Below are 25,209 nucleotides of genomic sequence, written 5' to 3'. Positions count from 1 at the left end.
CTTATGCCTCCTTGTTACATAGCGGGAAGCCAAGTGCTTCACGTGCTTGGTAATAGCTTTCTGCACACGCTTTGGCAAGCGTTCGAACGCGAAGAATATAACGCTGGCGTTCAGTCACTGAGATAGCATGACGAGCATCAAGCAAGTTAAATGCGTGTGAGGCCTTCATAACCTGCTCATAGGCAGGAAGTGGAAGGTTGTTTTCGATAAGCTTTTTGCTTTCTGCTTCACATTCATCAAAAGTTCTAAATAAGGCTTCGACGTTGGCGTGTTCGAAGTTATACGTCGATTGTTCTACTTCATTTTGATGGAACACATCGCCGTAGGTTACTTTGCCCATAGGGCCGTCAGTCCAAACTAGGTCGTAGATACTATCTACACCTTGAACGTACATGGCGAGCCGCTCTAAGCCGTAGGTAATTTCGCCGGTAACAGGCTTACACTCTAGACCGCCTACCTGCTGGAAGTAGGTAAACTGTGTTACTTCCATACCGTTTAGCCACACTTCCCAACCTAGCCCCCATGCACCAAGCGTGGGTGATTCCCAGTTGTCTTCTACGAAGCGAATGTCATGAACCAGCGGATCGAAACCTAACTCTTTCAAAGAGCCCAAGTACAACTCCTGAATATTATCAGGTGAAGGCTTTAGCATTACTTGGAACTGATAGTAATGCTGTAAGCGGTTCGGGTTCTCACCGTAACGACCATCGGTTGGTCTACGGCACGGTTGAACATAGGCGCTACTCATTGGCTCTGGACCCAAAGAACGTAGGAACGTCATAGGGTGAAAAGTACCGGCACCCACTTCCATATCCAGAGGCTGAATAATAACGCAGCCCTGACGCGCCCAATAATCTTGAAGCGCAAGGATCAACCCTTGAAAGGTCTTAATATCGTATTTCTGCATACATCCGCTGCTTATTAGTTATCTGACTTAAAATAAAGGTGGGATAGTATACAATTTGTGAGGCATAGTATGTAGGTGTAAAGGGTGAAAAAACGTCACGAATAAGGCCAATATGCCACTTCACAACAAGGATTTAATCTTAAGTCATGCCCAATCAAACAAAAATAGAAAAAAATACGCTTTTGCACCGCTGTGGTTGGGTGAGCAGCGAACCTGTTTATTTAGCGTACCACGATAACGAATGGGGTGTACCCGAGCTAGATAGTCGCGCGTTGTTTGCTAAGTTATGCCTCGATGGACAGCAAGCCGGTTTATCCTGGCTGACTATTTTGAAAAAACAGCAGAATTTTGAGCAGGCATTCTATCAGTTCGACCCTGAGAAAATTTCAGAGATGGGCCCCGCTGATGTCGACAGGCTGATGCAGAACAGCGGCATAATCAGAAACAAGCTCAAAATAGAGTCGGTTATCAAAAATGCCAAGGGTTTTTTAACTATTGAAGCCTCGCAGCCATTCAGTGAGTTCATTTGGCAATTTACAGATGGACGTACGGTTATTAACGCGTGGGAAGACTTCAGGCAAGCACCCACATCAACCGATGCGTCAAAGGCAATGTCAAAAGCACTTAAAAAGCACGGATTTAATTTTGTAGGTGAAACGATTTGCTATGCTTTTATGCAAGCTGTGGGTATGGTCAATGACCACGAAGTAGGGTGTCATTGCTACGAGCGTACCTGCGAGCTCGCGATAAAGTGACATAGCCACAGGTAACCGTGTCAAAAAAAAGCCGACTACATTTTGTAGTCGGCTTTTTTGATACTAATTTGTTTTATATCAGCAAAACGCTTACTCGTTATTTACTGGCTATAAGCGTCTCACAATACGCCTTTAGCGGTGGTAATTCGTCTAACACCTTAGATTCGTATTCCGACTCAATCTGCTCGCGGGCCATATCTTGCTTTCTTCGCTCATTTTTCGGTAGCTGTTGTCTTGCTTCCAAAATGGCAAATCCACTGACCTCGGTGAAAAGCGCGTGAACTTGAGGGTACTGCGCTTTAAAGTCCGGTGGTGAGTTTATGGGAAGGGCGTTAAGTAAATTCACGATGCGAATAACACCTTCTGATAAATCACACTGCTGTTGCTCCATTGCCTTGGCTATCACAATGATACTGTCTGTGATAGTAGCAACGCGCGACTGCCTAGCGGCTTCTTGTCGCTCTTTTTGCTGCTTTAGCATAAACAACAGTTTGCCGGCGTAAAAACCAAGTCCAAGAATAATGAGTAGCGCGATGCCTGAAAGTACTGCCCAAAGCATGACTTTTTCCCGTTTTTTATTAGTGCTTAAAGTCGTCGATATTAATAGCGTCTAAATCGTTAAACGGATCCATATCGTCGTCTTCATCATCGTCTTCTACTATTCCTAGCAGGTCACAAAGAATGCGGTGGCGTGCCATCTTCTCATCGACATAAGCTTGCTGCTCACGGGTTAGCGGCTTATCGTCGTCAAGTTTATCTAGTAAATCTGACAAGCGTCGGTCTGCTTCAAGTGCTGCCAGTTCTTGCGCAGGTGTCGCATACTTTTTCTTTTGGACCGGGGTAGGCGTCACTGCTTTTACAAGCTGAATAGGCTTTTTACTGCCGTGGCGCGGATCTTTATTCTCAGCACTCTTTTTGCCCGTCACTTTTTTCTGTTCAACATTGTGGCGATTACCTGCGGGCTTACCTTTATGCTTTTTAGGGCGAGGCGAGTCTGATTTGCGGTTTTCGCTTGGTTTAAAGTCAGGATCTTTACGAACGCCGATTAGGCCGACTTTACGTGATTTCTTTGAACGTGCCATAATTTCCAAATAACAAAGAGAGTGAAAAAACAGCGCTATTATAGCGCGAATTAGCGTCTACGTATTGATCTTTGGGTACGCTGAGTAAAATCAATACGGCTAAATAAAGGAATTACGCTTTTATGCTTCAGCGTTTTCTCATAATAACAACATCATTAGCAGGAAAATCGACGTCGTAGCCATCCCGCTGTGCCAAATATTGAAAAGTTGTTTCGCTGAAAAAACTTACGTGAGTGATATCATTTTTATAGTGCCAATTTTCAAACCTGGCTTTATCAATAACGCGTTTAGTCATAATGGCAAGAACGCCACTTGAATCGATGAGTGCGTTAAAAAGCGCCCATTCCGTATGAGGGGCGTGAAAGTGTTCGATTGCTTCTGTACATGTCACAATGTCGTACTTTTTCTCTAGTGCCTTTTGGTCATTGGCATAGAAGGGGTCGTAAGTACTCATCTTGAGCCCTTTTTGTTCTAGCATACTTGCTAACACAGGTGACGGACCACAACCGAAATCTAGCCCCACAAGTTCAGAGCTTTTCGCACTTTCTATAAATGGGGTAAGTGGTGTTAGAACCTTGCCTAAAAATGTTCGATACCCTTCGTCTTCAAAACTATTTTCGTGAAGATCATATTCTCGCTTTTCAATCTGTTTTGAAGGTAAGAACTCTGGAGAGACATATACAAGATCACACTGACTACATTGAAGGTAGTCCCGCTTTTTATCAGTATGGTAATGAGATGATGTATCAGCGCTTTGGCATAAAGGACAAGACATAGAAAAGTTAATAATAAAGGGACTGAAAAAGAAAAAGGTGATGGTTTTCACCATCACCTTACATTGTATGAGTGTCAGATGACACCTCTCCCGTTATACACATCTATGTGTATTTTGCTTCCCTAGCCGTGCTCCCCTTATTTTTATTGTTAGCAGAGCTGTATTGTTGTTTTTGGCCCTCGTGGCTCTTTATCCCGTCTTCCATGCTGCATTTTTATTATTATTCTTGTTATTTAGCTTGTAGCTTTTCAAAGGCACCTACAAACTACGCCGTTAGATTACACGAATAATTTTAAAATACAACTTTTTTGGTAACAAAAAATTAACAACAATGTGTAAATACGGTTAGGCCTAGTGTAAGCCTGCGATATAGTTAGATAAAATCTCGATATCTTCGTCAGTTAATTTCATCGCAATATCTCGCATCATGCCGTTCATATCGTTATGACGCTGACCAGAGCGGAATGCTTTCAATTGTGAAGCAGTGTACGTTGCGTGCTGTCCGCTAATATCAGGGAAGCCTGCTAGACCCATACCATTGCCTTTAGGACCGTGACAAGCGATACATGCAGTAACGCCACGTGACTCATCACCACCTTGATATAGCGCACGCCCAGCTTCTACATATTGCTCTGGCGTTTCGCCTGCTTTTGGCTCTTGGCTAGAGAAATAAGCGGCTAAGTCTTTCATATCTTGCTCTGATAGTGGAGCAGCCATGCCGTTCATCACAGCATTGTTACGACCTTCCTCGCCACCTGTTTGAGAGGCAAGTTTAAATTCGGTTAATTGCTTAACAATGTACTTCTCATGCTGGCCAGCAAGTTTTGGGTTCATGTCAATCATGCTGTTGCCATCAGGGCCATGACAGGCTGCACATACTGCAGATTTCGCTTTACCTGCCTCGGCATCGCCTTCTGCCATAGCAGTTGCGCTTAAACCTAAAGACATACATACCAACAAACACAGTTTTTTCATAATAAATCTCTTAAATGGATCCAACGGCTCGCGTGATATACGTGATATCATGCGTATTTTACACATTTAACGCGTCAGAAAAACCTATTCCATGATAAAACTATGGTTTTTAGCTGGTTTATTCATTAAAAAACTGTAAACCGAAGGTTGTGACGCATGTGGAGGTAAGTCTAGATGTCGTATTACACCAAAGCAAAATTCTTTACGAGTGCACCAGACATTCGTCATTTAAAAAATGATACCGGAATTGAAGTAGCGTTTGCTGGCCGCTCAAATGCGGGTAAATCGAGCGCGCTTAACACATTAACGCGTCAAAAAAACTTGGCCAGAACCAGTAAAACGCCGGGTCGTACTCAATTAATCAATGTATTTGAGTTAGAAGAAGACTTGCGCTTAGTTGATTTGCCAGGTTACGGGTTTGCCAAAGTACCTGTCGCTATGAAAAAGAAGTGGCAAGCGTCACTAGGTGAATATCTACAAAAACGTAAATCACTGAAAGGCTTAGTGGTACTAATGGATATTCGTCATCCTTTTAAAGATTTAGACCAAGATCTTATTCATTGGGCTGTGGCGTCAAATATTCCTGTACTTGCATTACTTACTAAGGCCGACAAATTGAAAAGCGGTAAACGCAAAGCGCAGCTGTTAATGGCTCGTGAAGCGGCAATGGCATTTATGGGCGATGTTACCGTTCAAACCTTCTCGTCATTAAATAAGCATGGTTTACCAGAACTAGAGCGTATTTTGGACACGTGGTTCGGCTTAGACAAAAAAGAAGACGCTGAAGACTCTGACAACGAAGTTCAATAATCTCAATAATGTGTATTAAGTCCACTAGCTTGATTTACTACATAGATGGAAGCGGGGTTTTAGAAAAAAGAACGCCCCGCTTAATGCGAGGCGTAAACTGAGAGAAAACACATAAAAACCGTAGATATAGAGTAGTGAAAAACAAAGAAGTTCAGAAGAATTGAAATAAAAAATGAATTTATTTTGTAACTTTATGATATTTAAAGAATATTTGTTTATTGCAGATATAAAAAAACCCCGACAAAACTGTCGGGGTTAAAGCAAAGGTTTGAAAACAGCTTTCTCACCTCTGTACCCTACACGCGTAATATTACAACAAAGCGCAGAAAAGGCAAGGGTGTTATGTAATTAAATTACCAAATTTAATGAAAATAACAGGGCTTTTTATGTAAAAACTGTAATCTAATTACCAAACTAGTGAGCTTCATCCCAGTTTTCACCCACACCGGCCTCAACGACTAGCGGAACATTGAGGGTAGCTGCACTTTCCATTAGTGCTGTAATAGTAGAGACATAGGTCTCAACCTTATCTTCTTTTATCTCGAAAACTAATTCATCGTGCACCTGCATCATCATGGTTACATCATCAGATGCATTTTTTCTGATCCAGTCGTCAACTTTAATCATTGCCATCTTAATAATGTCTGCCGCTGTACCTTGCATAGGCGCATTTATCGCTGCACGCTCTGCACCTTTTCTACGTGCACCATTACTGGCTTTAATATCAGGCAAATAAAGTCTGCGACCAAATACGGTTTCTACATAACCTTTTTCTTTTGCGCTCTCACGTGTTGAGTCCATGTACTCAAGCACACCCGGGTAGCGTTCGAAGTAAAGGTCCATATACTTTTGCGCTTCGTTGCGTGGAATATTAAGCTGCTTTGACAATCCAAAGGCACTCATACCGTAAATTAAGCCAAAGTTAATCGCTTTTGCACTGCGGCGTTGTTCGGTAGTTACCTCATCAAGTGGCACCCCAAATACTTCTGCAGCAGTTGCTTTATGAATATCTTTACCATGAGCAAACGCATCTAACAGACCTTTGTCCCCTGAAAGATGGGCCATAATACGCAGCTCAATTTGCGAGTAGTCGGCTGCGACAAATTTGTTCCCCTCTCTTGGTACAAATGCTTGACGTACGCGGCGACCTTCTTCATTGCGAATAGGGATGTTCTGTAAGTTAGGATCGGTCGATGATAGACGCCCCGTAGCGGTTACCGCTTGATGATAAGACGTATGCACCCGTCCCGTACGATGATTGATCATCTTTGGAAGTTTGTCTGTGTAGGTATTCTTAAGTTTGGTTAGGCCACGGTATTCCATTATCTTCTTCGGCAACGGGTACTCAAGTGCCAGTTCTTGCAATACATCCTCAGAGGTAGACGGTGCACCTTTAGGCGTTTTCTTAATGATAGGGAGCGACATTTTGTCAAAAAGAATATGCTGAAGCTGTTTTGTTGAACCCAAGTTAAATGGTTCACCTGCTTCTTCGTGCACTTCACTTTCAAGCTCGGCAATACGTGCAGCAAGGTCTTGGCTCTGCTGGCGCAGTCTTTGGCTGTCTATCAATACACCTTCCTGTTCCATACGAGAAAGTACACAGGCCAGGGGAACCTCAACATCTATCAATAAATTTTTAAGCTCAGGGATTTCTTTTAACTTAGTCCAAATGGCGTTGTGTAAGCGAAGCGTGATATCAGCATCTTCTGCGGCATAAGGCCCAGCTTCTTCAAGGCTAATTTGATTAAACGTTAGCTGTTTTGCGCCTTTACCTGCAATCTCTTCAAAATGGATAGTTTTATGGCCAAGGTAGGCTAGGGCAAGTGAGTCCATATCGTGACGCTGTGCAGTACTATTTAGTACATAGCTCTCAAGCATGGTGTCAAAGCCAATGCCGTTTAGGGTAATGTCGTAGTTCGCTAATACATTTTTGTCGTATTTGATGTGTTGGCCTACTTTTACAACCTTGTCTGATTCTAAAATAGGTTTTAATGCGTTTAATACAAACTCTCGTGATAGCTGAGCCGGTGCATCAGGGTAATCGTGAGCAACAGGCACATAAGCTGCTTCCCCTTCCTCTATACAAAATGAAACGCCAACTAGCTCTGCATCCATGTAGTTGAGGCTGGTTGTCTCGGTATCAAAAGCTATTAGCTCTGCGTTCTCAAGCTTTGCGACCCAAGTATTAAAGCGTTCCTCATCTAGCACAGTCTCATACTTCGACTTATCTATCTCTACCGATTCACTTTGTTCGGTATCTTCTACGCTGTCACTTTTGCTTTCGTCGGCGCTTGAATTGGCACCTGAGGTATCTCCGCCAGCTATTAGCGCGCTTACTTCTGCGTGCCAGCGTTTGAACTCATATTCCGCAAACAGATCGCGAAGTTGTTCGTTATTGGCTTGGCAAGGCATAAGAGCTTCAACATCATAGTCGAGATCAAGATCGATACTGATTGTAGCTAGGGTATAAGAAAGGCGAGCTTGCTCTTCGTATTCCTGCATTTTAGCTGCCATCGACTTACTGCCTCTAAACGACAGATCTGCAATTTTATCCAGATTCTTATAAATATCGTCGATACCGCCAATACCATTTAATAGAGCCTGGGCACTTTTATCGCCTACACCAGGTACGCCTGGAATGTTATCGACTTTATCGCCTTTAAGCGCAAGGAAGTCGACCACAAGCTCGGGTGGAATGCCAAACTTCGTATTGACACCTTCAACATCCATCAGCTGGTTTGTCATGGTGTTGATTAAGGTGACATGTTCATTCACCAGCTGCGCCATGTCTTTATCGCCCGTGCTGATAAGGGTATCAATACCTTTTTCTGTGGCGTGTTTTGCTAACGTACCAATCACGTCATCAGCCTCTACACCCGATTCAACAATAACAGGTAAACCCATTGCCTTAATGATGACATGTAGTGGCTCAATCTGACTTCTTAGCTCATCTGGCATAGGAGGGCGGTTGGCTTTATATTCTTTATAGATATCGTCGCGAAAGGTCTTGCCTTTAGCATCAAAAATCACCGCCATGTGCGTGGGGTTGTATTGTTTGATCAAGCTTTTAAGCATGTTCACAACACCATAAATAGCACCGGTGTCTTGGCCTTTTGAGTTGGTTAATGGTGGTAAACCATGAAAGGCACGGAAAAGATATGACGATCCATCGACAAGAATAAATGGAGGCTTTTTAGAATCTGGCATAGATGGCGATGTTCCAATAGACAATATGTGCGCAAGGATGCCACAGGCTAGGGCAGATCGCCATATCATGAAGGAACATTAAGAGCGATAGCCGATCGCATTTCGCCTGTGGATAACTTTGTGATCTAAAATTTTACGCACGGTGATCCGGATGATCTTTGTCAAGTTAAAGATCACCTTTCAAATCAAGAAAAATAAGGGAATGAGACTAAGGTGTGTAAACAGCGTACCTGCTACTTATCATTCCATTTTATGTGGATAACTTGGTGTACGTTTATTTTTGGTTTAACCAAGTCGGTCAAGTAATGTAGCATAACCATTAACAATGTATATACGTATTATTAAGAACTTTTTTTGAACAGTTGTGTGTTTAATAGCCAAATTTTGAATAAGTAGATGGCATAGCGTCTAGGAGGACAATATGAAACAAGTAGCAGTTATTTTAAGTGGTAGTGGTGTGTTTGACGGAGCTGAGTTACACGAGGCAGTTTTGACACTTCTAGCCATTGAGCAAGAAGGCGCGTCTTACCAATGTTTTGCTCCAAATGTAAACCAACTGCATGTAGTGAATCATTTAACAGGTGAAGTATCAGAGGGCGAAACCCGAAATGTGTTAGTAGAATCGGCCCGTATTGCCCGAGGTGATATAAAGCCCGTGTCTGAGTGCGACGTAAGTGCCTTTGATACACTTATTTTACCTGGTGGCTTTGGCGCAGCAAAAAATTTGTGCACGTTCGCGGTAGACGGTGAAAATTGCACATTCAATGAAGACGTGCTGACCGTGTGCAAAGCCTTCGCACAAGCTAAAAAGCCGGCAGCGTATGCGTGTATTGCACCTGCGTTGGCTGCGAAAGTGTATGGTAACAAAACCAAAATGACAATTGGCAGCGACGTAGAAACGGCTGGTGGATTAAATGCTTTAGGGGCAACACATGTAGAGTGCCCGGTTGACGAAGTGGTAGTTGATAACGATGCAAAGCTAGTTACTACACCTGCTTATATGCTGGCGCAGAGTATTAGCGAAGCACATGCGAGCATTAGCAAAATGGTTAAAACCGTGCTTGCTATGAAATAAGAAATTTGAAAATTCAAGGCGCGAGTTTTTATATTGTAAAACACTCAGCTGCTTTTATTTTCAATTAGACTGACGTTAGGGGAGACAAAGGTTTCCCCTTATTGATTATAGTCCTATAATCAAAAACCTATACGTAACGTATAGTATCTAATCTACTTTATTTCATGTAGATAGGTTTATTTTTTGAAGTCAGTTCAAAAAAGCACACTCTAACAAGGGCACATATGCCCTTATGCGCACTATAAAAATAAAGGCATAACAAACAATGCACTACCGTGCCATCATACGAATACTTGGGTTGTTAATTGCGCTTTTTAGCGTCACTATGATCCCTCCGGCTATCGTGTCGTTGATTTATCAAGATGGCAGCGGCCTTCCTTTCACTCTTGCTTTTATATTATGTGTCATCGGTGGCATGGCATTGTGGTATCCCAACCGTCAGCAAAAAAATGATTTGCGAGCGCGAGAAGGCTTTTTAATTGTGGCGCTGTTTTGGTCTGTACTGGCCAGCGTAGGTGCAATTCCGCTGATCTTGTTAGAACAACCAAGCATGACAGTGACCGACGCTTTTTTTGAGTCTTTTTCTGGGCTGACTACAACGGGAGCTACGGTTATTGAGGGGATAGATTTCCTTCCTCACTCTGTACAGTTTTACCGTCAGCAGCTTCAGTGGTTAGGTGGTATGGGTATCATCGTACTTGCCGTTGCCATACTGCCTATTCTTGGCGTAGGGGGCATGCAGCTGTATCGTGCAGAAACGCCTGGCCCTGTTAAAGATAATAAAATGACTCCGCGTATTGCCGATACGGCAAAGCATTTGTGGTACATCTACCTATCCATAACCATTGCATGTGCCGGTGCATACTGGCTGTCGGGTATGAGTGTATTTGACGCGATATGTCATGCATTTTCCACTGTCGCTATCGGTGGCTTCTCTAATCATGACGCCAGCTTAGGTTACTTTAATAGCCCCATGGTAAACGTGGTGTGCACCGTTTTCTTACTCATTGCCGCACTTAACTTTTCGCTACACTACGCTGCGGTAAGTTCACGTTCAGTGAAGGGATATTTCAAAGACCCTGAGTTTAAGGCCTTCTTCATTATTCAAGCGTCGTTGATTGGTATTTGCTTCTTAGTACTTACACTTTCAGGCTATTACAGTTCTGCAGAGCAAGCGTTAGACCAGGCTATGATCCAAGCTGTATCTATCAGTACAACCGCTGGATTTGCTACCACTGATTTTTCGGTATGGCCCACATTCCTGCCTATTATGCTTATTTTTTCGAGTTTTATTGGAGGGTGCGCGAGTTCAACGGGTGGTGGTTTAAAAGTCGTGCGTGTGTGCTTATTGTTTTTACAGGGTAAACGTGAAGTCGATAGGCTTATCCATCCGAAAGCCGTGTACAGCGTTAAATTTGGCGACCGTGCTATGCCTGACAGAGTCGTAGAGGCTGTATGGGGGTTCTTTTCGGCTTACGCAGTAGTATTTGTGGTAATTATGATAGGCCTTATTGCTACAGGGTTAGATAACCTAAGTGCCTTCACCGCCACTGCAGCTATGCTGAACAATTTGGGCCCGGGATTAGGTAGTGTTGCGGCCAACTATGCCGATGTTACAGATGCTGGAAAGTGGATACTTGTGATTGCTATGGTGTTTGGACGACTAGAAGTCTTCTCGTTACTGGTTTTGTTCTCACCTACGTTCTGGCGCAGCTAACAAATAAGACAAAATGGAAGAGTAAACCGTTAGGTTTATTACAAGCTTAAAAAACAAGGGCGATAAACATCGCCCTTGTTTTATATCTGTTGCTTATTACTGCACGTACTCATGTAGCTTTACTAAAGCGCTACCCAAAGAAAAATGCGCTGGGTTGGAACAGCTTTTCCACATCATTAATGTACTTCTTATCCACCAAGAACAAAATTACGTGGTCGTTTGCTTCAATCTTGGTATCGCTGTGAGCAATAATCACCTGCTCATCACGAACAATTGCGCCTATTGTAGTGCCTGGTGGCAACTTAATATCGCCAATCTGCCTGCCAACCACCTTAGACGTATTTTCATCGCCGTGAGCTATCGCTTCGATAGCCTCGGCAGCACCTCGTCGTAAAGAGTACACGTTTACAATGTCACCGCGACGTACATGAGTAAGCAGTGCAGAAATAGTGGCCTGCTGAGGTGAAAATGCGATATCTATTTCACCACCTTGCACCAAGTCCACATACGCGCTTCGCTGAATAAGCACCATGGCTTTTTGAGCACCCATACGCTTTGCCAGCATGGCAGACATAATATTCGCTTCATCATCGTTAGTTACCGCGATGAAAGCATCGACTTGTTCAATATTCTCTTCACTGAGTAATTCAGGATCAGATGCGTCACCACTGAATACAATGGTTTTATCTAAGTTGGCAGATAAATACTTAGCCCTTTCTGGACTGTATTCAATAAGCTTAACGTTATGATTATGCTCTAGCTTTTTCGCGAGGCCAGCACCAATCAAACCACCACCGGCAATCATAATTCGCTTGTAGCTTGATTCAAGCTTTTGAAGCTCACTCATTACCGCTCGGATGTGCTTGGTAGCGGCAATAAAGAATACTTCATCATCAGCCTCAATAACCGTTGTACCTAATGGGCGAATAGGACGTCCGCGTCGGTAAATGGCCGCAACTCGGGTTTCAACGTTAGGCATGTGATCTTTAAGCGCAGATAAAGCGTGGCCTACTAACAAGCCACCGTAATACGCTTTTACCGCTACAAGGCTGGCCTTGCCTTCAGCAAACTCAACCACCTGAAGTGCACCCGGGTAGTCGATAAGACGTTTGATGGCCTTAGTTACTAATTGCTCAGGAGCGATGATGTGGTCAACGGGAATGTCTTGCTGCTTATATAGCTGTTCTTGGTAAATGATGTATTGTTCAGAGCGTACGCGAGCGATTTTAGTAGGTGTTTTGAACAAACTGTAGGCCACCTGACAGGCCAACATGTTACTTTCATCACTGTTGGTTACGGCAATCAGCATATCGGCATCTTCTGCACCGGCTTTGCGCAGCACATCAGGGTGTGACCCCACGCCCGTTACTACTTGTAAATCAAGGCGGTCTTGAAGTGCGCGCAATATAGTGGGGTCAGAATCAATAACCGTTATTTCATTATTTTCACCCACTAGGTTTTCAGCAAGTGTTCCGCCTACTTGGCCGGCCCCTAAAATGATGATCTTCATCGTTATTATTTTGCCTTCATATTCGTGCAGGTCATAACTGTATGACATTGCACAACTATAGAACTCAGTCTAATGACTTTACCAGCCTCGCATAATAGAAACCATCCATTTGTTGCTCTCCTGGCGTTATCTGACGTCCAGGTTTATCAAGAGTTTCTGTTTTCAGTATGGGCGATAAGGTGGCATCCGGTGTGTCGGACAAAAACTGCTGTATTTGCGCCATGTTCTCTTTTGGCAAAATAGAACAGGTTGCATAAAGTAGTGTGCCGCCTGGTTTTAACAAGCCCCAGAGCGTATCTAATATGCGGCGTTGAAGCTGCGCTAAATTGTCAATGTCATTAGATTTTCGAAGCCAGCGAATATCAGGGTGACGTCGAATCACGCCGGTAGCAGAGCAGGGGGCATCCAGTAATATTCTGTCAAAGGGTATTCCGTCCCACCAAGTTTCTGGGTTAGCAGCATCACCCTGCTTAATATCGACAATGTGCTTAAGGCGAGTCATGTTTTCTTCTACCCGTTTTAGGCGGGTAGCATCAGCATCAAGCGCTAATACGTATTCCGTATCAGGTGCTGACTCAACAATGTGCCCTGTCTTTCCGCCAGGTGCTGCACAGCAATCTAAAATACGTTCGTTTGCCTGTGGTTTTAAATAGTGCGCGGCCAATTGCGCTGCGCCATCTTGTACAGCAAAGTGCCCTTTATCAAATCCGGGCAGAGCAGTGATGTCTTCGCGCTTAGTTAGGATTACCGCATCAGCGTGACTTTCACTAAGGGTATAAGCAACCTCTGCTTTATCCAGCGCCTTGGTAAAGGCCTCCATAGACGTTTGCAGCTTATTCACGCGAAGCCAAATGGGGGCCATAGCATTCGTTTCACTACGCACCTGTTCTGCATCTGCGCCATAAGCATTTTCTATTGCCTTAAACAACCACTTAGGTAAACCGCTGTTTATAATGGCATCGTCCACGGGTTTGTCGGCAAGGTTCTCTCGCTGAAAATTACGCAGTACTGCATTTACTAACCCTTTTAAAGCAGCTGCATTTAGATAAGACGCAGCGGCAACAGTTTCTCCAACGGCCGCGTGGTTGCTAACACGTGAAAAGTTAAGCTGATACAAACCAAGAAGTATAAGGTGCTCAATAACTTTTTTGTTGCCCTTTAAGGGTCTATCAAGCAAAGAGCGCAGCCAATACTGTAAAAGGGGAAGTCGACGCATTACCCCTAACGACATCTCTTGAATCCATGCGTTGTCTTTGGCGTTGTGTCTGCGCTGAACCCGTTCTAAGCACTCACGCGATGACTTGCCTTGTTCTAAAATTTGATAGATAACCCACGCGCAATCTGCGCGAAGGTTCTTTTGTTTGGGTAGGGGTAATGGTTTCACGTTTAATCCGCTTGTGTCAGACAACGACCCACTTCAAACCACGTTTGGCGAGCATTGATAACGTCTGACGCTGGAAGCGCCTTCTTACCTGGAATTTGAAGTGAAGTGATGCAAAGTGCATCGCGCCCTGTCGCTATGGTTATGCCTTCTTTATTGGCACTGATTACCGTACCTGGAGTAGCATCTTTATTTAACGGAACAACGCTGGCTGACCACACCTTCACATTTTGATCTTCGACCTGCATCCACGCTACAGGCCAAGGATTGAAAGCACGGATGTTACGCGCTATTTGATCTGCATCGTCTGCCCAATTAATAAGGGCTTCTTCTTTTGATAGCTTTTTCGCGTAGGTGGCTTGAGAATCATCTTGTTTGGTGGGGGTGTAACGATCAAATTCATCGACGACCTCGACCAACGCTTGTGGACCAAGCTCCGCAAGCTTTTCATATAAGGTGGCACTGGTATCTTCAGGCGTGATAGGTAATGTTGCAATGTGCAGCATATCGCCTGTGTCTAAGCCTTCATCCATTTGCATTATGGTAACGCCGGTCTCAGCGTCACCCGCCCAGATAGCGCGTTGTATTGGAGCTGCGCCTCGCCACTTTGGCAAAATAGAGCCGTGTACATTAATACAACCTCGTTTGGGTGCATTTAATACAGCAGTGGGCAGTATTAGACCATACGCAACCACCACCATTAAATCAGCATTTAGTGAGGCTAATTCTTCCTGTGCCTCTACCGCTTTTAACGACTGAGGCTGGTATACAGGAATGGCGTTTTCTTCGGCGAGCACTTTCACTGGACTGGCTGTAAGCTTTTTACCTCGGCCAGCGGGCCTATCAGGTTGAGTATAGACAGCAATGACCTCGTGTTCACTCGCTAGCAACGCCGATAAATGTTTAGCTGCAAAATCCGGAGTACCGGCAAAAATCACTTTCAATGGAGTTGTCACGTTATTCCTTAGGCTTTTGCGGCAAGGCGCGCTTCTTTCTCTAGCTTTTTACGAATACGTTGGCGCTTAAGCGGTGAGAGGTAATCAATAAACAGTTTACCTTTCAAATGATCCAGCTCATGCTGAATACAGATAGCCAGCAGGCCTTCTGCATCTAACTCAAAGGTCTCGCCATTTTGGTCTAACGCCTTAACTGTAATTGCTTCGGCACGCTCAACTTTGGCGTAATTACCCGGTACAGACAAGCAGCCTTCTTCGCTAATTGTTGAACCATCTTTGCGAATAATTTCAGGATTAATAAATACGCGTGGCTCGTTTTGATCTTCCGATACGTCCATAACAACAACTTGAACGTGGCGGTTAACTTGCGTTGCAGCAAGGCCGATACCGTTCTCGTCTTTCATGGTCTCGAACATATCCGATACCAATTGTTTAATTTCGTCGTTAACCTCTTCTACGGGCTTAGCTACCGTGCGAAGACGTTCATCTGGAAAACTTAATACGTCTAAAATTGCCATTTGTCGCTTACTTCACCTTTTCGCTGTATAAATTCATATACGATCTAATTGCCAGCACACTTTACAGTGCTTATTAAGTTACTATTCTAACGTATATCGGGTGGTTTCGTGCAGTTTTTTACCAAAACCCTATAAGAATACGTACTTCTGCCGATATAGTGCTATTGTCTGAAAAATCAACAATAAATGACAGTGAATAATTTGCAGGTGGTTAATTTGAAAAAGCGATTAATTTACGCGCGTCGCGCAGCAACATTTATTCTTGGAGTGCTTTTGTCTTTGCCTGCGTTTGCGCTTCAATTAAAAGACACTGCACCAGAGACCTATACTGTGAAACGTGGCGATACGCTATGGGAAATCGCGAGTATTTTTCTAGACAAGCCTTGGCTATGGCCAGAGCTATGGCGAACGAATACGCAAATAGATAACCCTCACCTTATTTATCCTGGTGATGTCATCGTAGTTGGCTACGTAGATGGCCAGCCTGTCTTAAGCGTAAAGCGCGATAAGCTATCCTATAACCTGTCTCCCTCTACAGATAAAAGAATAAAGCCAAAACCAGTCGATGTACTATCTTGGACAACTATCTCTCCTTTCGTAAGGCATCACATGCTGCTGGACGAGGACAGCTATTCAGTTTTACCAAGACTTCTAGGTAATCAAGACGGAAATGTAAGGTTCGCTTCAGATGACTTCGTGCTAAGCCAGCAACAATTCAGTACTGACGACCAGTACAGAGTAATAAGAAAGCACGCTACTATCAAAAATATAGAAGGTGAGACGTTGGGCATACAAGTCACGCATGTATCTACCGCTTCGCTGGTGGAAAAAGACCAAGCAGACGACACCATGCTGCTTTTTATTGATGATGCTAATCAAGAAGCAAAGCGCGGCGATAAACTTATGGCTGGTGGTTTCTCCCACCCTGAAGATTTTGAGCTCATTCCTGCGACTTCACAAAGAGGGGCTGTGGTGGGTGACTTGCACGACCATGATTTACTCGGCAAGTACGACGTTGTCATTCTTGATTTAGGCTCTATGGACGTGGCGCCAGGCACAGTATTGGGCGTGTACGCACAAGGCCCAGCTATTATAGATGAGGATAGTCCACGCTATATTGACGAACCCGGTGCCAAAAGTGGTGGTGAGTGGTTTATTGATACGGTAGCGCAGCCTGCACTCAAAGTGGGTGAAGTTATTGTGTTTAAAACATTTGATGCGGCAAGTTACGGATTAATAACGCGAGCGAATAAAGGAATTAAACGGGGCTTCATTGTCGCGAAGCCATAAGCGTATTACGGTTCACTGTCGCTCGCAAAGGAGTGATAGTGAACCTGAAATCTTTTCAAACTGATAGCGAAACATTGGCGTGGACTGCACTAGCTTCTGCACAAGGCGTTTCTTCTAAAATCTGGTTACAGGCTATTGAGTATTATCAATTATCGCCTGAAGAATTAGCTTTAAACACATCATCTTTACCTGAAGACGTTAAAAAGCTTACTGATCAAATATCACAACCCCTTATTGATGCTGCGTTAAAATGGAACAAAATGGATGAAAATAGACATATCATTGCCTATTCGTCCTCATACTATCCTGAATCACTCAAGCAGTTAGACAGCCCACCTCTTGTATTGTTTGCAACAGGAAATTGTACGTTGTTGCAGAGCCCACAAATAGCCATTGTAGGTAGCAGAAGAGCGAGCCTTCAGGGGAAGCGTATAGCAAATGATATTGGGTTTGGTTTATCAGAATACGGCATAGTAGTAACAAGCGGCCTTGCCATGGGCATTGATTGCGCCGCACACCAAGGCGCGTTGTCTGGTAGCACCGGAACCATTGCGGTAATGGGAACGGGTCCTGAAATCGTATACCCAGCTAAAAATAGTAAGCTTTACGAAACTATAAATGACAGTGGAGGCGTTACAGTCACAGAGTTCTTTCCGGGTCAGGGGCCTAAGCCCTGGCACTTTCCCAGGCGCAATAGAATTATCGCAGCGTTATCGCTTGGAACCTTAGTGGTAGAGGCAAAAATTAAGAGTGGCACCTTGATAACTGCGAATTTGGCCGCAGATATGGGGCGAGAAGTATTCGCTGTGCCTGGTAATATCTTTCACGCGTATTCTGAAGGCTGCCATTGGTTAATCCAACAGGGCGCCAAATTAGTAACTAATATAAACGATATTCTAGATGAAATTGGCGTTCAGCCTACACAATTAGGCTTGAATGTTGATCAGCAAAACGAAAAAAGTACAGCGAATAGCTTGGCAACCGATAAATTATTAGCTAGTGTGGATTATGACATCACCGCTATTGATGTTATAGCCCAGCGCAATGCCTTATCAGTATCGCAAGCAATGGCATCATTATTAGAATATGAGTTGCGTGGTTTAGTGGCCGCTGTCCCTGGTGGTTACGTGAAATTGAGGGGAAAATAATATGTTCGATATCCTCATGTATCTGTTTGAAAACTTCATTCACAGTGAAACGGAAATTCGTGTTGACCAAGACGAGTTAACGGAAGAGCTTGTGCGCGCAGGATTTCATCACGATGAGATTTATAAAGCCCTCGCATGGTTGGAAAAGTTAGCTGCTTTACAAGAAACGGATATTAAACCGTATTTTTGCAAAGGCATTAGCACTAGCTTAAGCCGTATTTACACGCACGAAGAACAAATGCGTTTAGATGTGGAGTGTCGCGGCTTTCTTATGTTCCTAGAGCAGGTCAATGTATTGGATGCTTCCACACGCGAAATGGTTATAGATCGCGTTATGGAAATTGATTCTAATGAATTTTGCTTGGAAGACCTGAAGTGGGTGGTACTAATGGTACTGTTTAATGTACCCGGTAAGGAAAAAGCCTACGCACAAATGGAAGATCTTTTGTTCGAAGAGCCAGACGGTGTGCTGCATTAATGCAGCCGTAGCCTCTAGCATTTAAATCTTTATATAAAAATGCGCTGTGAAATTACAGCGCGTTAAAGGCCCTAACGTCTAATACATGTCTAAAATAGACCATTCACTTTTTTCTGCTCACGAGCATGCTCTTGATGATAATTTTGGAGATTGCCCCGAGTGCGGTAAACCTCTCCATATAAAGAACAGTAAATCTGGTCCTTTTATCGGGTGTACGGGCTATCCTGAATGTAACTTCAGCAAGCCTTTGCACGATAAACAAACCACTGTTCTTAAAACCCTAGATGGTATAGCTTGCCCCGAGTGCGCATCTGACTTAGCCATAAAGAAGGGGCGGTTTGGCATGTTTATCGGCTGTACCAATTTTCCTTCATGCCATCACATCGAGCCCATTAAAGAAAAAGAAGATACTTTGGTGGATTGTCCAAAGTGTAAGAAAGGGCACCTGATCTCGCGTACTAACAAATACGGTAAACAGTTTTTTGCGTGTAACCATTATCCACAATGTCGATATGTGCTAAATTTCACGCCGGTAAATGAAAGCTGTCCAGACTGCGGTTGGGGAGTATTAATAGATAAAAAAGGGCAGTTACAGTGCCCTCAGCCGGCTTGCGGCTATAAAAAGTAATTACATAAAGAACTATACGTAGAGATCAAAACCATGTCTGATATCCAAAATGGGAACGTAAATACGTTTACCCCCGTTGAGGCTAATTCATCTGAAGTAGACCCTGTTATTGCTGCTTTTGAAGCGGGTAGTTTAATCGTTTATCCAACCGAAGCGGTGATGGGTATTGGATGTGACCCTGACAATGAAGTAGCAGTAAATGCGTTGTTAGAGATAAAACAGCGACCAGTAGAAAAGGGCGTGATCTTGATAGCTGCAAACTACAGTCAGCTACTGCCTTATGTTAACGACAACGCTATTCGTCCTGATAGACGCACCGATATTTTTTCGAGCTGGCCAGGGCCTAATACTTGGCTATTACCTAAGTCGTCATCTGCGCCAGTTTGGTTAACCGGCAAGCATAGTAAAATAGCGGTGCGCGTAACTAATCACCCTGTAGTAGTGGAATTGTGCAACAAGTTTGGTAAACCGTTAGTTTCTACAAGCGCTAACCTGACCGGCCAACCGCCAGCCACCACCACTGAAGAAGCAAAAGCCGTATTCGCTGATTCCGTTTTCTATGTCGAAGGGGAAGTAGGCGGTGCAACTAAACCCAGTACCATTCGCGATGGTGACACAGCAGAGGTAATAAGAGCATGACATCAGCAGAATTACTGGACGGTAAAAATGCCGCTGAAGTAATAGAGCAAGTAAAACGCTATTTACTAGGGTTGCAAGACACCATTTGCCAAACCCTTGAGCTCGCCGACGGTAAAGGTCAGTTTGTTGAAGACAGTTGGCAGCGTGAAGAAGGGGGCGGTGGTCGCTCTCGAGTTTTAAAAAATGGTGCGGTGATTGAACAAGGCGGCGTTAACTTTTCTCATGTGTTTGGCAGTCAAATGCCTGCTTCAGCAACGGCTAATCGCCCTGAACTTGCGGGAAGAAACTTTCAAGCAATGGGTGTATCGCTCGTTATTCATCCACATAACCCGTATATCCCAACGTCACACGCTAATGTTCGCTTTTTTATTGCAGAAAAAGAAGGCGAAGCACCTATCTGGTGGTTTGGCGGCGGCTTCGACTTGACGCCATTTTATCCGTTTAAAGATGACGTTTTACACTGGCATGATACTGCAAAAAAATTATGTAAGCCGTTTGGCGATGATGTCTACCCTAAGTACAAAAAGTGGTGCGATGATTATTTTTATTTGAAACATCGCAACGAAACTCGCGGCGTGGGAGGGTTATTCTTCGACGACCTGAATGAGTGGGGTTTTGAACAGTCATTTGCGTTTATGCAGGCTGTTGGTAACGGCTTCATCGATGCTTACGTTCCCATTGTTGAACGTCGTAAGCAAACCGATTTCGGCGAAAGAGAGCGTGATTTTCAACTTTATCGCCGGGGCCGCTACGTCGAGTTTAACCTTGTATTCGACCGAGGCACTTTATTTGGACTGCAAACCGGCGGGCGTACGGAATCAATTCTAATGTCGATGCCGCCGCTAGCGCGTTGGGAGTATTGCTATACGCCTGCACCGGGTAGCGCTGAAGCTAAGTTAACTGATTGGTTAAAGCCTACTGACTGGTAATTATTGTTAAATAAGGCAGCGCTCAAATCCTTAAGCGGACCGCCTATAGCAGCTTTCATCTTTAATGACTAAAAAACGCCGTATTAACGTTAATGCGGCGTTTTTTTGATCTACATCAAGGTGGAATATCATCGGTGTTTCAGTGAGTTATCAATCTTGCGCTGGATCAATGTTTCTTTTAAGCGCTGACGTAAAGTAGCGCCATCTTAGTTAAACACAAAAGAGACACATCATGCGCAAACACTTTTTATCTGCATCTGCACTTTGTCTTACACTTGCTGCACTCTCACCTTTAGCTAGCGCTCATCAGCAAGGCGATTGGATTGTCCGTGGCGGACTTACTACCGTTGCTCCTGACGAATCTACGACTAACATCGTAGCAGGCGGCACCGACCTTGGTGTAGCCCTTAATATCGATAACGATACTCAGCTCGGTTTAAATGTAGCGTACTTTATTACTGATAATATTAATATCGAACTACTCGCAGCAACGCCCTTTAAGCACGACGTTAATTTTTCCGTAGCTGACCCTTTAGGTACAGGCAACCAGCTTGGTGAAGTCACGCATCTTCCTCCTACGTTAACGGCGAACTACTATTTCAACGATGCAAGCGCTGCATTTCAGCCGTACATTGGTGCTGGTATCAACTACACCTTTATCTTTGATGAGGAGTTTACGGGCGCAAATGAAGCTGCGGGCTTAAGCGACCTATCGCTTGATAACTCATTGGGTTTATCAGCTCAGGTGGGCATGGACTATCAAATAGATACCAAATGGCATGTAAACGCATCGGTTCGATTTATTGATATTGATACAGAAGCCACCTTTAAAGTGGGTGAGGCTGATGGAACTGTAAGCGATATTGAAATAGATCCTTGGGTGTATACCTTATCGGTGGGTTACACATTCTAATTCTTAGTTTGACGCCTTACTAACTATCAGGCTTTCAAAATTGCACTACTTTATGCGCCATAAAGAGCGTAAATAGTAACAGGGGAGTTGCGCGTTAAAGGTTAATCCTTTCAACGCGCTTTTTTATTTTGTATTCACCATGTGATTGGCAAGTTGATCAAGAGCGTCTATTAACTGTTGAGCTAAAGTGATATCTGCAACCGTTTTAAACATGGCTTTTCGCATACAATACATCCACTGCGCTTTTAATTCTGGTGTTACTGTATAGGGAAGGTGGCGTGCACGCAGGCGCGGGTGGCCAAACTGCTGCTGATAATCATCAGGACCACCAAGCCATAAACTTAAATACAAAAAGAACACGTGGCGAATTCTGTCTAATGGCTGAGGGTGAATAGCAAGTAGTTCACTCGCAAGTGGGTCGGTCTCCATAATGTCGTAAAACGTATTTGCTAATTCCCGTACTTTCTCCTCTCCACCTATACGCTCATATGGTGTACCCTGCGAAGTACGACTATCGCTTTTCTTCTTTATATTAAATAAGTCTCGTATTCCCATGAAAAAATTCGCTGTATTCGGAAATCCTATTGCACAGAGTTTATCACCAACTATCCATCAAATGTTTGCAGAACAAGTGGGTGAAACGATTTCTTATGAAAAGATACTTGCGCCAGTAGATGGTTTTGTAGGCGCTGCAAAAGCGTTTCTAGCACAGGAAGGCGCTGTAGGCTGCAACGTCACCATGCCTTTTAAGCTCGATGCATTCAACTTGGCAAAGGTAGATGACCAAGCTGCAAAAGATGCACAAGCTGTTAATACCCTAATGAATAGTATCAATGGTGAAGTGCTTGGATACAACACAGATGGTGTGGGCCTGGTAAATGATCTACTTAATAGTGGAGTGGAAATTGAGGGCAAACGTGTATTGCTTATTGGTGCCGGTGGCGCAGCTCGTGGCGTCATTTCCCCGTTATTAAAAGCAGGGGCGGCTTCTTTGACCATTGCAAATAGAACCAAAGCAAAAGCTGATGAAGTAGCAACTGCCGCATCTAACCCTAAAGTGCAGGTGGTAGCGCTCGAAGATATCGCATCTGTTGCGCCACATATTATTATCAATTCAACCGCTGCTAGTCTAAGCAACGAGTTGCCGTGTAGTTTAGAAGATGGTGTTTTACAACACTGTGAAGTGGTTTACGACATGGTTTATAAAAACTCACCCACGCGCTTTATGAGAGATGCAGCCGAATTAGGTGTTAAAACACAAATAGATGGGTTGGGCATGCTGGTTGAGCAAGCGGCAGAAGCATTCTATATATGGACACAAAAGCGCCCTGACACTTCAGATATTGTAAAACGTGTCAGAGTTATAGTTGAGCAAGGAGAGAAGCGAAACTAGTTCGCTTCTTCAAGGTACTCATCTTTTAACACAACGTAGTTAACAGCAGACTGTTTTAGGAAAGCCATTTCAGCGTCTTTAAGCGGTCTTTTCTTTTGCATAGGGTTTCCAACGTAAAGAAACCCACTCTCTAGTCTCTTGTTTGGCGGTACTAAAGTACCTGCGCCGATAAACACATCGTCTTCAACGACAACGCCATCCATTACAATAGCGCCCATGCCAACAAGAATCCGATTACCCAATTGGCAGCCATGCAGCATACACTTATGACCAACGGTAACGTCCTCGCCAATAATAAGTGGGAATCCGTCGGGATTTTTCTCGGATTTACGGGTAACGTGCAAAACACTGCCGTCTTGAATATTACTGCGAGCGCCGATACGAATCTTGTTCACGTCGCCACGTGCAGCAACCAGCGGCCAAATGCTCGCATCATCTCCTAACACCACATCACCGACGACCCTTGCCGAGCTATCAATATAGACATCATTTCCTAATGTAGGAGAAACACCTTTAAAACTATCAATTGATTTATGCATCAGAACAACTCTTTTAATTACAGCTTTACTGTGATGATTCTTCTATACCAACACGTGCTTTAATTATCTTATTCTTCTTAGTATCTTCGCGTATTGCCTTACTTCTTTGAAGCATCTCTGGCGTAACATACCCACGTTTATGATCTAGGTGAACACAAACTGCTGAATAGCGTATCCGTTTGGCTTTTAATCCGTAATTAACTAAGCGGTCTCCAAATTCACAATCTTGACCACCATACTGCATCGTTTCTTCGAACCCATTTACGGCAAGAATATGTTTTTTATAGCATGACGCACTATGACCATTCCATGTTGGGCGAGCTGGACTTATTTTATTTAAAAACTCTGCCCAAGCACCTCTTGCAGTTAGCTTCATTGTTTTGTGCGTTTTCTTTAACCCTTTACTAACTAACCAATCAACGTCGAATGCACGTTGAGTTACTATGTCTTCTCGGGTTATTGCTTCGCTCACGTTCATAGGTAATTTGAAGTAACCACCAGAAAGATAGGTATTTTCCTCTGACAGTCTTAAATGTTGAGCGATAAAATCTTTTCGAGGTATACAGTCGCCATCTGTGAAAATAAGATATTCACCTTCAGAGGCTAAAATGGCTTTATTGAGAATACGACATTTTTGAAAGCCATCATCTTCTTGCCATACATGCTTGATAGGAATCTCTGTTTCACTTTGCATGCGTTGAATAAGCATCTTGGTTTCATCACGAGAGCCATCATCTGCAATAACGATTTCGAAATCATTTGCGGTTTGCTCAAAGAAACCCCATAGCACCTTCTCTAACCATGCTGGTGAATTATAGGTTGTAAAAATAACGCTCGTTTTCATATTGCGTGATGAACCTCATCTATATAATAAGTGTAGCAATGTCGGATGACATACCCAGTACCCGCGAACAAGTTAACTTCCCTCAAAAGAATAATCGAGAGTATCAGCAGCGTTCGGTAGACTATCTACGTAGTAGGGGGTATAGACATATATTTGTTCGCGACGAATCTTATTTCATATTTGAACTTCTTATAGATAGCTTCAAAGCCTAACAAGTTCGCCAAGAGTTAAAAGATGTAATACTTGAATTAGTTTACCAGTCAACAAATGCGGTTTATAGGTAAGATGACTAATAACAGGTAATAGAATACGGGCTTTTGCCCCTTTGTTCGTTCGATATTTCCTCATGTTGCGGCTATTTTAAGCAATCAAAGCAAATATGACACTTTTTTTAAAATAAGTGTTGACGTGAGCGCTCATTTCCCTAAAATGCGCATCCGCTTCGGGGGAAAAGCAAAACAGCAAGCCTCCTGAAGTAAGTCTCTACTACCTTTATAGGCCAGTAAAGACGGGAGTTTAGAAGAAACGCTTCAGAAAATAAATTTTCAAAAAGTGTTGACAACGAAAACTTCCAGCGTATAATGCGCACCTCACTCGAGCAGGGTGAGTCACTAAGAAGCAACGGCTTCAAGTGAATGTTCTTTAAAAATTTAGACAAGACAATCTGTGTGGGCACTCGTTAAGAGTGTCACAACGACGATTCATATTTCGATATATTTAATTGAAGAGTTTGATCATGG

General features: G+C 43.6%; 26 protein-coding genes. 13 read left to right on the top strand and 13 right to left on the bottom strand.

Annotated features, from left to right (window positions below):
• Nucleotide 1: 1 nt before the first annotated feature.
• A complete protein-coding gene (glyQ, locus tag E5672_RS11775; protein ID WP_014947716.1) occupies nt 2-907 on the bottom strand; it encodes a glycine--tRNA ligase subunit alpha in 906 nt (301 codons plus the stop codon).
• A 146-nt stretch (nt 908-1,053) separates the two neighbouring features.
• Between glyQ and E5672_RS11770 the strand changes: the two genes are divergently transcribed.
• The gene (locus E5672_RS11770; RefSeq protein ID WP_136782375.1) at nt 1,054-1,662 is read left to right on the top strand and encodes a DNA-3-methyladenine glycosylase I; all 609 of its coding nucleotides are present in this window, start codon (nt 1,054-1,056) and stop codon (nt 1,660-1,662) included.
• Nucleotides 1,663-1,759: 97 nt separating this feature from the next.
• Here the strand turns inward: E5672_RS11770 and E5672_RS11765 are convergent, their stop codons facing one another.
• From E5672_RS11765 to E5672_RS11750, 4 genes are all read right to left on the bottom strand, one after another.
• Entirely contained in the window at nt 1,760-2,221 is a 462-nt protein-coding gene (locus tag E5672_RS11765) for a DUF2489 domain-containing protein (RefSeq protein ID WP_136782374.1), read from the bottom strand.
• 19 nt (nt 2,222-2,240) lie between these two features.
• Nucleotides 2,241-2,744 carry a Der GTPase-activating protein YihI gene (gene yihI, locus E5672_RS11760; RefSeq protein ID WP_136782373.1) on the bottom strand — a complete coding sequence of 168 codons (504 nt, stop codon included), beginning with the start codon at nt 2,742-2,744 and terminating at the stop codon, nt 2,241-2,243.
• 127 nt (nt 2,745-2,871) lie between these two features.
• Complete coding sequence (locus tag E5672_RS11755; protein WP_136782681.1) at nt 2,872-3,570, bottom strand: class I SAM-dependent methyltransferase; 699 nt, start codon at nt 3,568-3,570, stop codon at nt 2,872-2,874.
• A 300-nt stretch (nt 3,571-3,870) separates the two neighbouring features.
• Entirely contained in the window at nt 3,871-4,494 is a 624-nt protein-coding gene (locus E5672_RS11750; RefSeq protein ID WP_020742572.1) for a c-type cytochrome, read from the bottom strand.
• A 174-nt stretch (nt 4,495-4,668) separates the two neighbouring features.
• Here E5672_RS11750 and yihA point away from each other — a divergent pair, with 174 nt between their 5' ends.
• Nucleotides 4,669-5,304 carry a ribosome biogenesis GTP-binding protein YihA/YsxC gene (gene yihA / locus E5672_RS11745; protein ID WP_136782372.1) on the top strand — a complete coding sequence of 212 codons (636 nt, stop codon included), beginning with the start codon at nt 4,669-4,671 and terminating at the stop codon, nt 5,302-5,304.
• A gap of 414 nt (nt 5,305-5,718) precedes the next feature.
• On the opposite strand, the gene polA is transcribed toward yihA, so the two are convergent.
• Nucleotides 5,719-8,511, bottom strand: a complete 2,793-nt coding sequence (gene polA / locus E5672_RS11740; RefSeq protein WP_136782371.1) for a DNA polymerase I — start codon at nt 8,509-8,511, stop codon at nt 5,719-5,721.
• Between the two features lie 421 nt (nt 8,512-8,932).
• Between polA and elbB the strand changes: the two genes are divergently transcribed.
• Both elbB and E5672_RS11730 read left to right on the top strand, forming a co-directional pair.
• Nucleotides 8,933-9,586 (top strand): isoprenoid biosynthesis glyoxalase ElbB, encoded by a 654-nt coding sequence (elbB, locus tag E5672_RS11735; protein ID WP_136782370.1) that lies wholly within the window; start codon nt 8,933-8,935, stop codon nt 9,584-9,586.
• A gap of 265 nt (nt 9,587-9,851) precedes the next feature.
• Nucleotides 9,852-11,303, top strand: coding sequence for a TrkH family potassium uptake protein (locus E5672_RS11730; protein WP_136782369.1), 1,452 nt, complete (start codon nt 9,852-9,854; stop codon nt 11,301-11,303).
• Between the two features lie 130 nt (nt 11,304-11,433).
• Here E5672_RS11730 and trkA read toward each other — a convergent pair whose 3' ends face one another.
• The 4 genes from trkA to def form a co-directional block, all read right to left on the bottom strand.
• On the bottom strand, nt 11,434-12,813 hold the full coding sequence (gene trkA, locus E5672_RS11725) for a Trk system potassium transporter TrkA (RefSeq protein ID WP_136782368.1): 1,380 nt from the start codon (nt 12,811-12,813) through the stop codon (nt 11,434-11,436).
• Between the two features lie 64 nt (nt 12,814-12,877).
• Entirely contained in the window at nt 12,878-14,197 is a 1,320-nt protein-coding gene (gene rsmB, locus E5672_RS11720; protein ID WP_136782367.1) for a 16S rRNA (cytosine(967)-C(5))-methyltransferase RsmB, read from the bottom strand.
• Between the two features lie 2 nt (nt 14,198-14,199).
• The gene (fmt, locus tag E5672_RS11715; RefSeq protein ID WP_136782366.1) at nt 14,200-15,150 is read right to left on the bottom strand and encodes a methionyl-tRNA formyltransferase; all 951 of its coding nucleotides are present in this window, start codon (nt 15,148-15,150) and stop codon (nt 14,200-14,202) included.
• Nucleotides 15,151-15,158: 8 nt separating this feature from the next.
• Entirely contained in the window at nt 15,159-15,668 is a 510-nt protein-coding gene (gene def / locus E5672_RS11710) for a peptide deformylase (protein ID WP_136782365.1), read from the bottom strand.
• Between the two features lie 216 nt (nt 15,669-15,884).
• On the opposite strand from def, the gene E5672_RS11705 reads away from it, so the two are divergent.
• The 7 genes from E5672_RS11705 to E5672_RS11675 all read left to right on the top strand — a co-directional run bounded on the left by E5672_RS11705 (nt 15,885) and on the right by E5672_RS11675 (nt 21,693).
• Nucleotides 15,885-16,958 carry a LysM peptidoglycan-binding domain-containing protein gene (locus tag E5672_RS11705; protein WP_136782364.1) on the top strand — a complete coding sequence of 358 codons (1,074 nt, stop codon included), beginning with the start codon at nt 15,885-15,887 and terminating at the stop codon, nt 16,956-16,958.
• A 38-nt stretch (nt 16,959-16,996) separates the two neighbouring features.
• Complete coding sequence (gene dprA, locus E5672_RS11700; RefSeq protein ID WP_136782363.1) at nt 16,997-18,106, top strand: DNA-processing protein DprA; 1,110 nt, start codon at nt 16,997-16,999, stop codon at nt 18,104-18,106.
• 1 nt (nt 18,107) lies between these two features.
• A complete protein-coding gene (locus E5672_RS11695) occupies nt 18,108-18,584 on the top strand; it encodes a DUF494 family protein (protein ID WP_014947732.1) in 477 nt (158 codons plus the stop codon).
• An 85-nt stretch (nt 18,585-18,669) separates the two neighbouring features.
• Nucleotides 18,670-19,212: a DNA topoisomerase family protein gene (locus E5672_RS11690; protein WP_136782362.1), complete on the top strand. Its 543-nt coding sequence runs from the start codon at nt 18,670-18,672 to the stop codon at nt 19,210-19,212.
• A 33-nt stretch (nt 19,213-19,245) separates the two neighbouring features.
• A complete protein-coding gene (gene tsaC / locus E5672_RS11685) occupies nt 19,246-19,851 on the top strand; it encodes an L-threonylcarbamoyladenylate synthase type 1 TsaC (RefSeq protein WP_136782361.1) in 606 nt (201 codons plus the stop codon).
• The gene (gene hemF / locus E5672_RS11680; protein WP_136782360.1) at nt 19,848-20,780 is read left to right on the top strand and encodes an oxygen-dependent coproporphyrinogen oxidase; all 933 of its coding nucleotides are present in this window, start codon (nt 19,848-19,850) and stop codon (nt 20,778-20,780) included. The genes tsaC and hemF overlap by 4 nt, the downstream gene beginning before the upstream one ends.
• A gap of 232 nt (nt 20,781-21,012) precedes the next feature.
• A complete protein-coding gene (locus E5672_RS11675; RefSeq protein WP_136782359.1) occupies nt 21,013-21,693 on the top strand; it encodes an OmpW/AlkL family protein in 681 nt (226 codons plus the stop codon).
• A gap of 123 nt (nt 21,694-21,816) precedes the next feature.
• Here the strand turns inward: E5672_RS11675 and E5672_RS11670 are convergent, their stop codons facing one another.
• Nucleotides 21,817-22,248, bottom strand: a complete 432-nt coding sequence (locus E5672_RS11670; protein WP_136782358.1) for a group II truncated hemoglobin — start codon at nt 22,246-22,248, stop codon at nt 21,817-21,819.
• On the opposite strand from E5672_RS11670, the gene aroE reads away from it, so the two are divergent.
• Nucleotides 22,247-23,086 (top strand): shikimate dehydrogenase, encoded by an 840-nt coding sequence (aroE, locus tag E5672_RS11665; protein ID WP_136782357.1) that lies wholly within the window; start codon nt 22,247-22,249, stop codon nt 23,084-23,086. The genes E5672_RS11670 and aroE overlap by 2 nt on opposite strands.
• Here the strand turns inward: aroE and E5672_RS11660 are convergent.
• Entirely contained in the window at nt 23,083-23,625 is a 543-nt protein-coding gene (locus tag E5672_RS11660) for a gamma carbonic anhydrase family protein (protein ID WP_136782356.1), read from the bottom strand. The genes aroE and E5672_RS11660 overlap by 4 nt on opposite strands.
• Before the next feature lie 25 nt (nt 23,626-23,650).
• A complete protein-coding gene (locus tag E5672_RS11655; RefSeq protein ID WP_131137242.1) occupies nt 23,651-24,469 on the bottom strand; it encodes a glycosyltransferase family 2 protein in 819 nt (272 codons plus the stop codon).
• Between the two features lie 38 nt (nt 24,470-24,507).
• On the opposite strand from E5672_RS11655, the gene E5672_RS19805 reads away from it, so the two are divergent.
• On the top strand, nt 24,508-24,681 hold the full coding sequence (locus E5672_RS19805; protein WP_161569400.1) for a hypothetical protein: 174 nt from the start codon (nt 24,508-24,510) through the stop codon (nt 24,679-24,681).
• Nucleotides 24,682-25,209 lie beyond the last annotated feature (528 nt).

The organism is Alteromonas portus (assembly GCF_005117025.1).
GTDB lineage: Bacteria > Pseudomonadota > Gammaproteobacteria > Enterobacterales > Alteromonadaceae > Alteromonas > Alteromonas portus.
The sequence above is the reverse complement of the archived record's forward strand: the minus strand, read 5'-3'. Positions and strand labels throughout refer to the sequence as shown.

Coding starts and splice junctions, on each gene's coding strand:
- glyQ (WP_014947716.1), bottom strand. CDS start 907: ATGCAGAAATACGATATTAAGACCTTTCAAGGGTTGATCCTTGCGCTT.
- E5672_RS11770 (WP_136782375.1), top strand. CDS start 1,054: ATGCCCAATCAAACAAAAATAGAAAAAAATACGCTTTTGCACCGCTGT.
- E5672_RS11765 (WP_136782374.1), bottom strand. CDS start 2,221: ATGCTTTGGGCAGTACTTTCAGGCATCGCGCTACTCATTATTCTTGGA.
- yihI (WP_136782373.1), bottom strand. CDS start 2,744: ATGGCACGTTCAAAGAAATCACGTAAAGTCGGCCTAATCGGCGTTCGT.
- E5672_RS11750 (WP_020742572.1), bottom strand. CDS start 4,494: ATGAAAAAACTGTGTTTGTTGGTATGTATGTCTTTAGGTTTAAGCGCA.
- yihA (WP_136782372.1), top strand. CDS start 4,669: ATGTCGTATTACACCAAAGCAAAATTCTTTACGAGTGCACCAGACATT.
- polA (WP_136782371.1), bottom strand. CDS start 8,511: ATGCCAGATTCTAAAAAGCCTCCATTTATTCTTGTCGATGGATCGTCA.
- elbB (WP_136782370.1), top strand. CDS start 8,933: ATGAAACAAGTAGCAGTTATTTTAAGTGGTAGTGGTGTGTTTGACGGA.
- E5672_RS11730 (WP_136782369.1), top strand. CDS start 9,852: ATGCACTACCGTGCCATCATACGAATACTTGGGTTGTTAATTGCGCTT.
- trkA (WP_136782368.1), bottom strand. CDS start 12,813: ATGAAGATCATCATTTTAGGGGCCGGCCAAGTAGGCGGAACACTTGCT.
- def (WP_136782365.1), bottom strand. CDS start 15,668: ATGGCAATTTTAGACGTATTAAGTTTTCCAGATGAACGTCTTCGCACG.
- E5672_RS11695 (WP_014947732.1), top strand. CDS start 18,108: ATGTTCGATATCCTCATGTATCTGTTTGAAAACTTCATTCACAGTGAA.
- E5672_RS11690 (WP_136782362.1), top strand. CDS start 18,670: ATGTCTAAAATAGACCATTCACTTTTTTCTGCTCACGAGCATGCTCTT.
- tsaC (WP_136782361.1), top strand. CDS start 19,246: ATGTCTGATATCCAAAATGGGAACGTAAATACGTTTACCCCCGTTGAG.
- hemF (WP_136782360.1), top strand. CDS start 19,848: ATGACATCAGCAGAATTACTGGACGGTAAAAATGCCGCTGAAGTAATA.
- E5672_RS11675 (WP_136782359.1), top strand. CDS start 21,013: ATGCGCAAACACTTTTTATCTGCATCTGCACTTTGTCTTACACTTGCT.
- aroE (WP_136782357.1), top strand. CDS start 22,247: ATGAAAAAATTCGCTGTATTCGGAAATCCTATTGCACAGAGTTTATCA.
- E5672_RS11670 (WP_136782358.1), bottom strand. CDS start 22,248: ATGGGAATACGAGACTTATTTAATATAAAGAAGAAAAGCGATAGTCGT.
- E5672_RS11660 (WP_136782356.1), bottom strand. CDS start 23,625: ATGCATAAATCAATTGATAGTTTTAAAGGTGTTTCTCCTACATTAGGA.
- E5672_RS11655 (WP_131137242.1), bottom strand. CDS start 24,469: ATGAAAACGAGCGTTATTTTTACAACCTATAATTCACCAGCATGGTTA.
- E5672_RS19805 (WP_161569400.1), top strand. CDS start 24,508: ATGTCGGATGACATACCCAGTACCCGCGAACAAGTTAACTTCCCTCAA.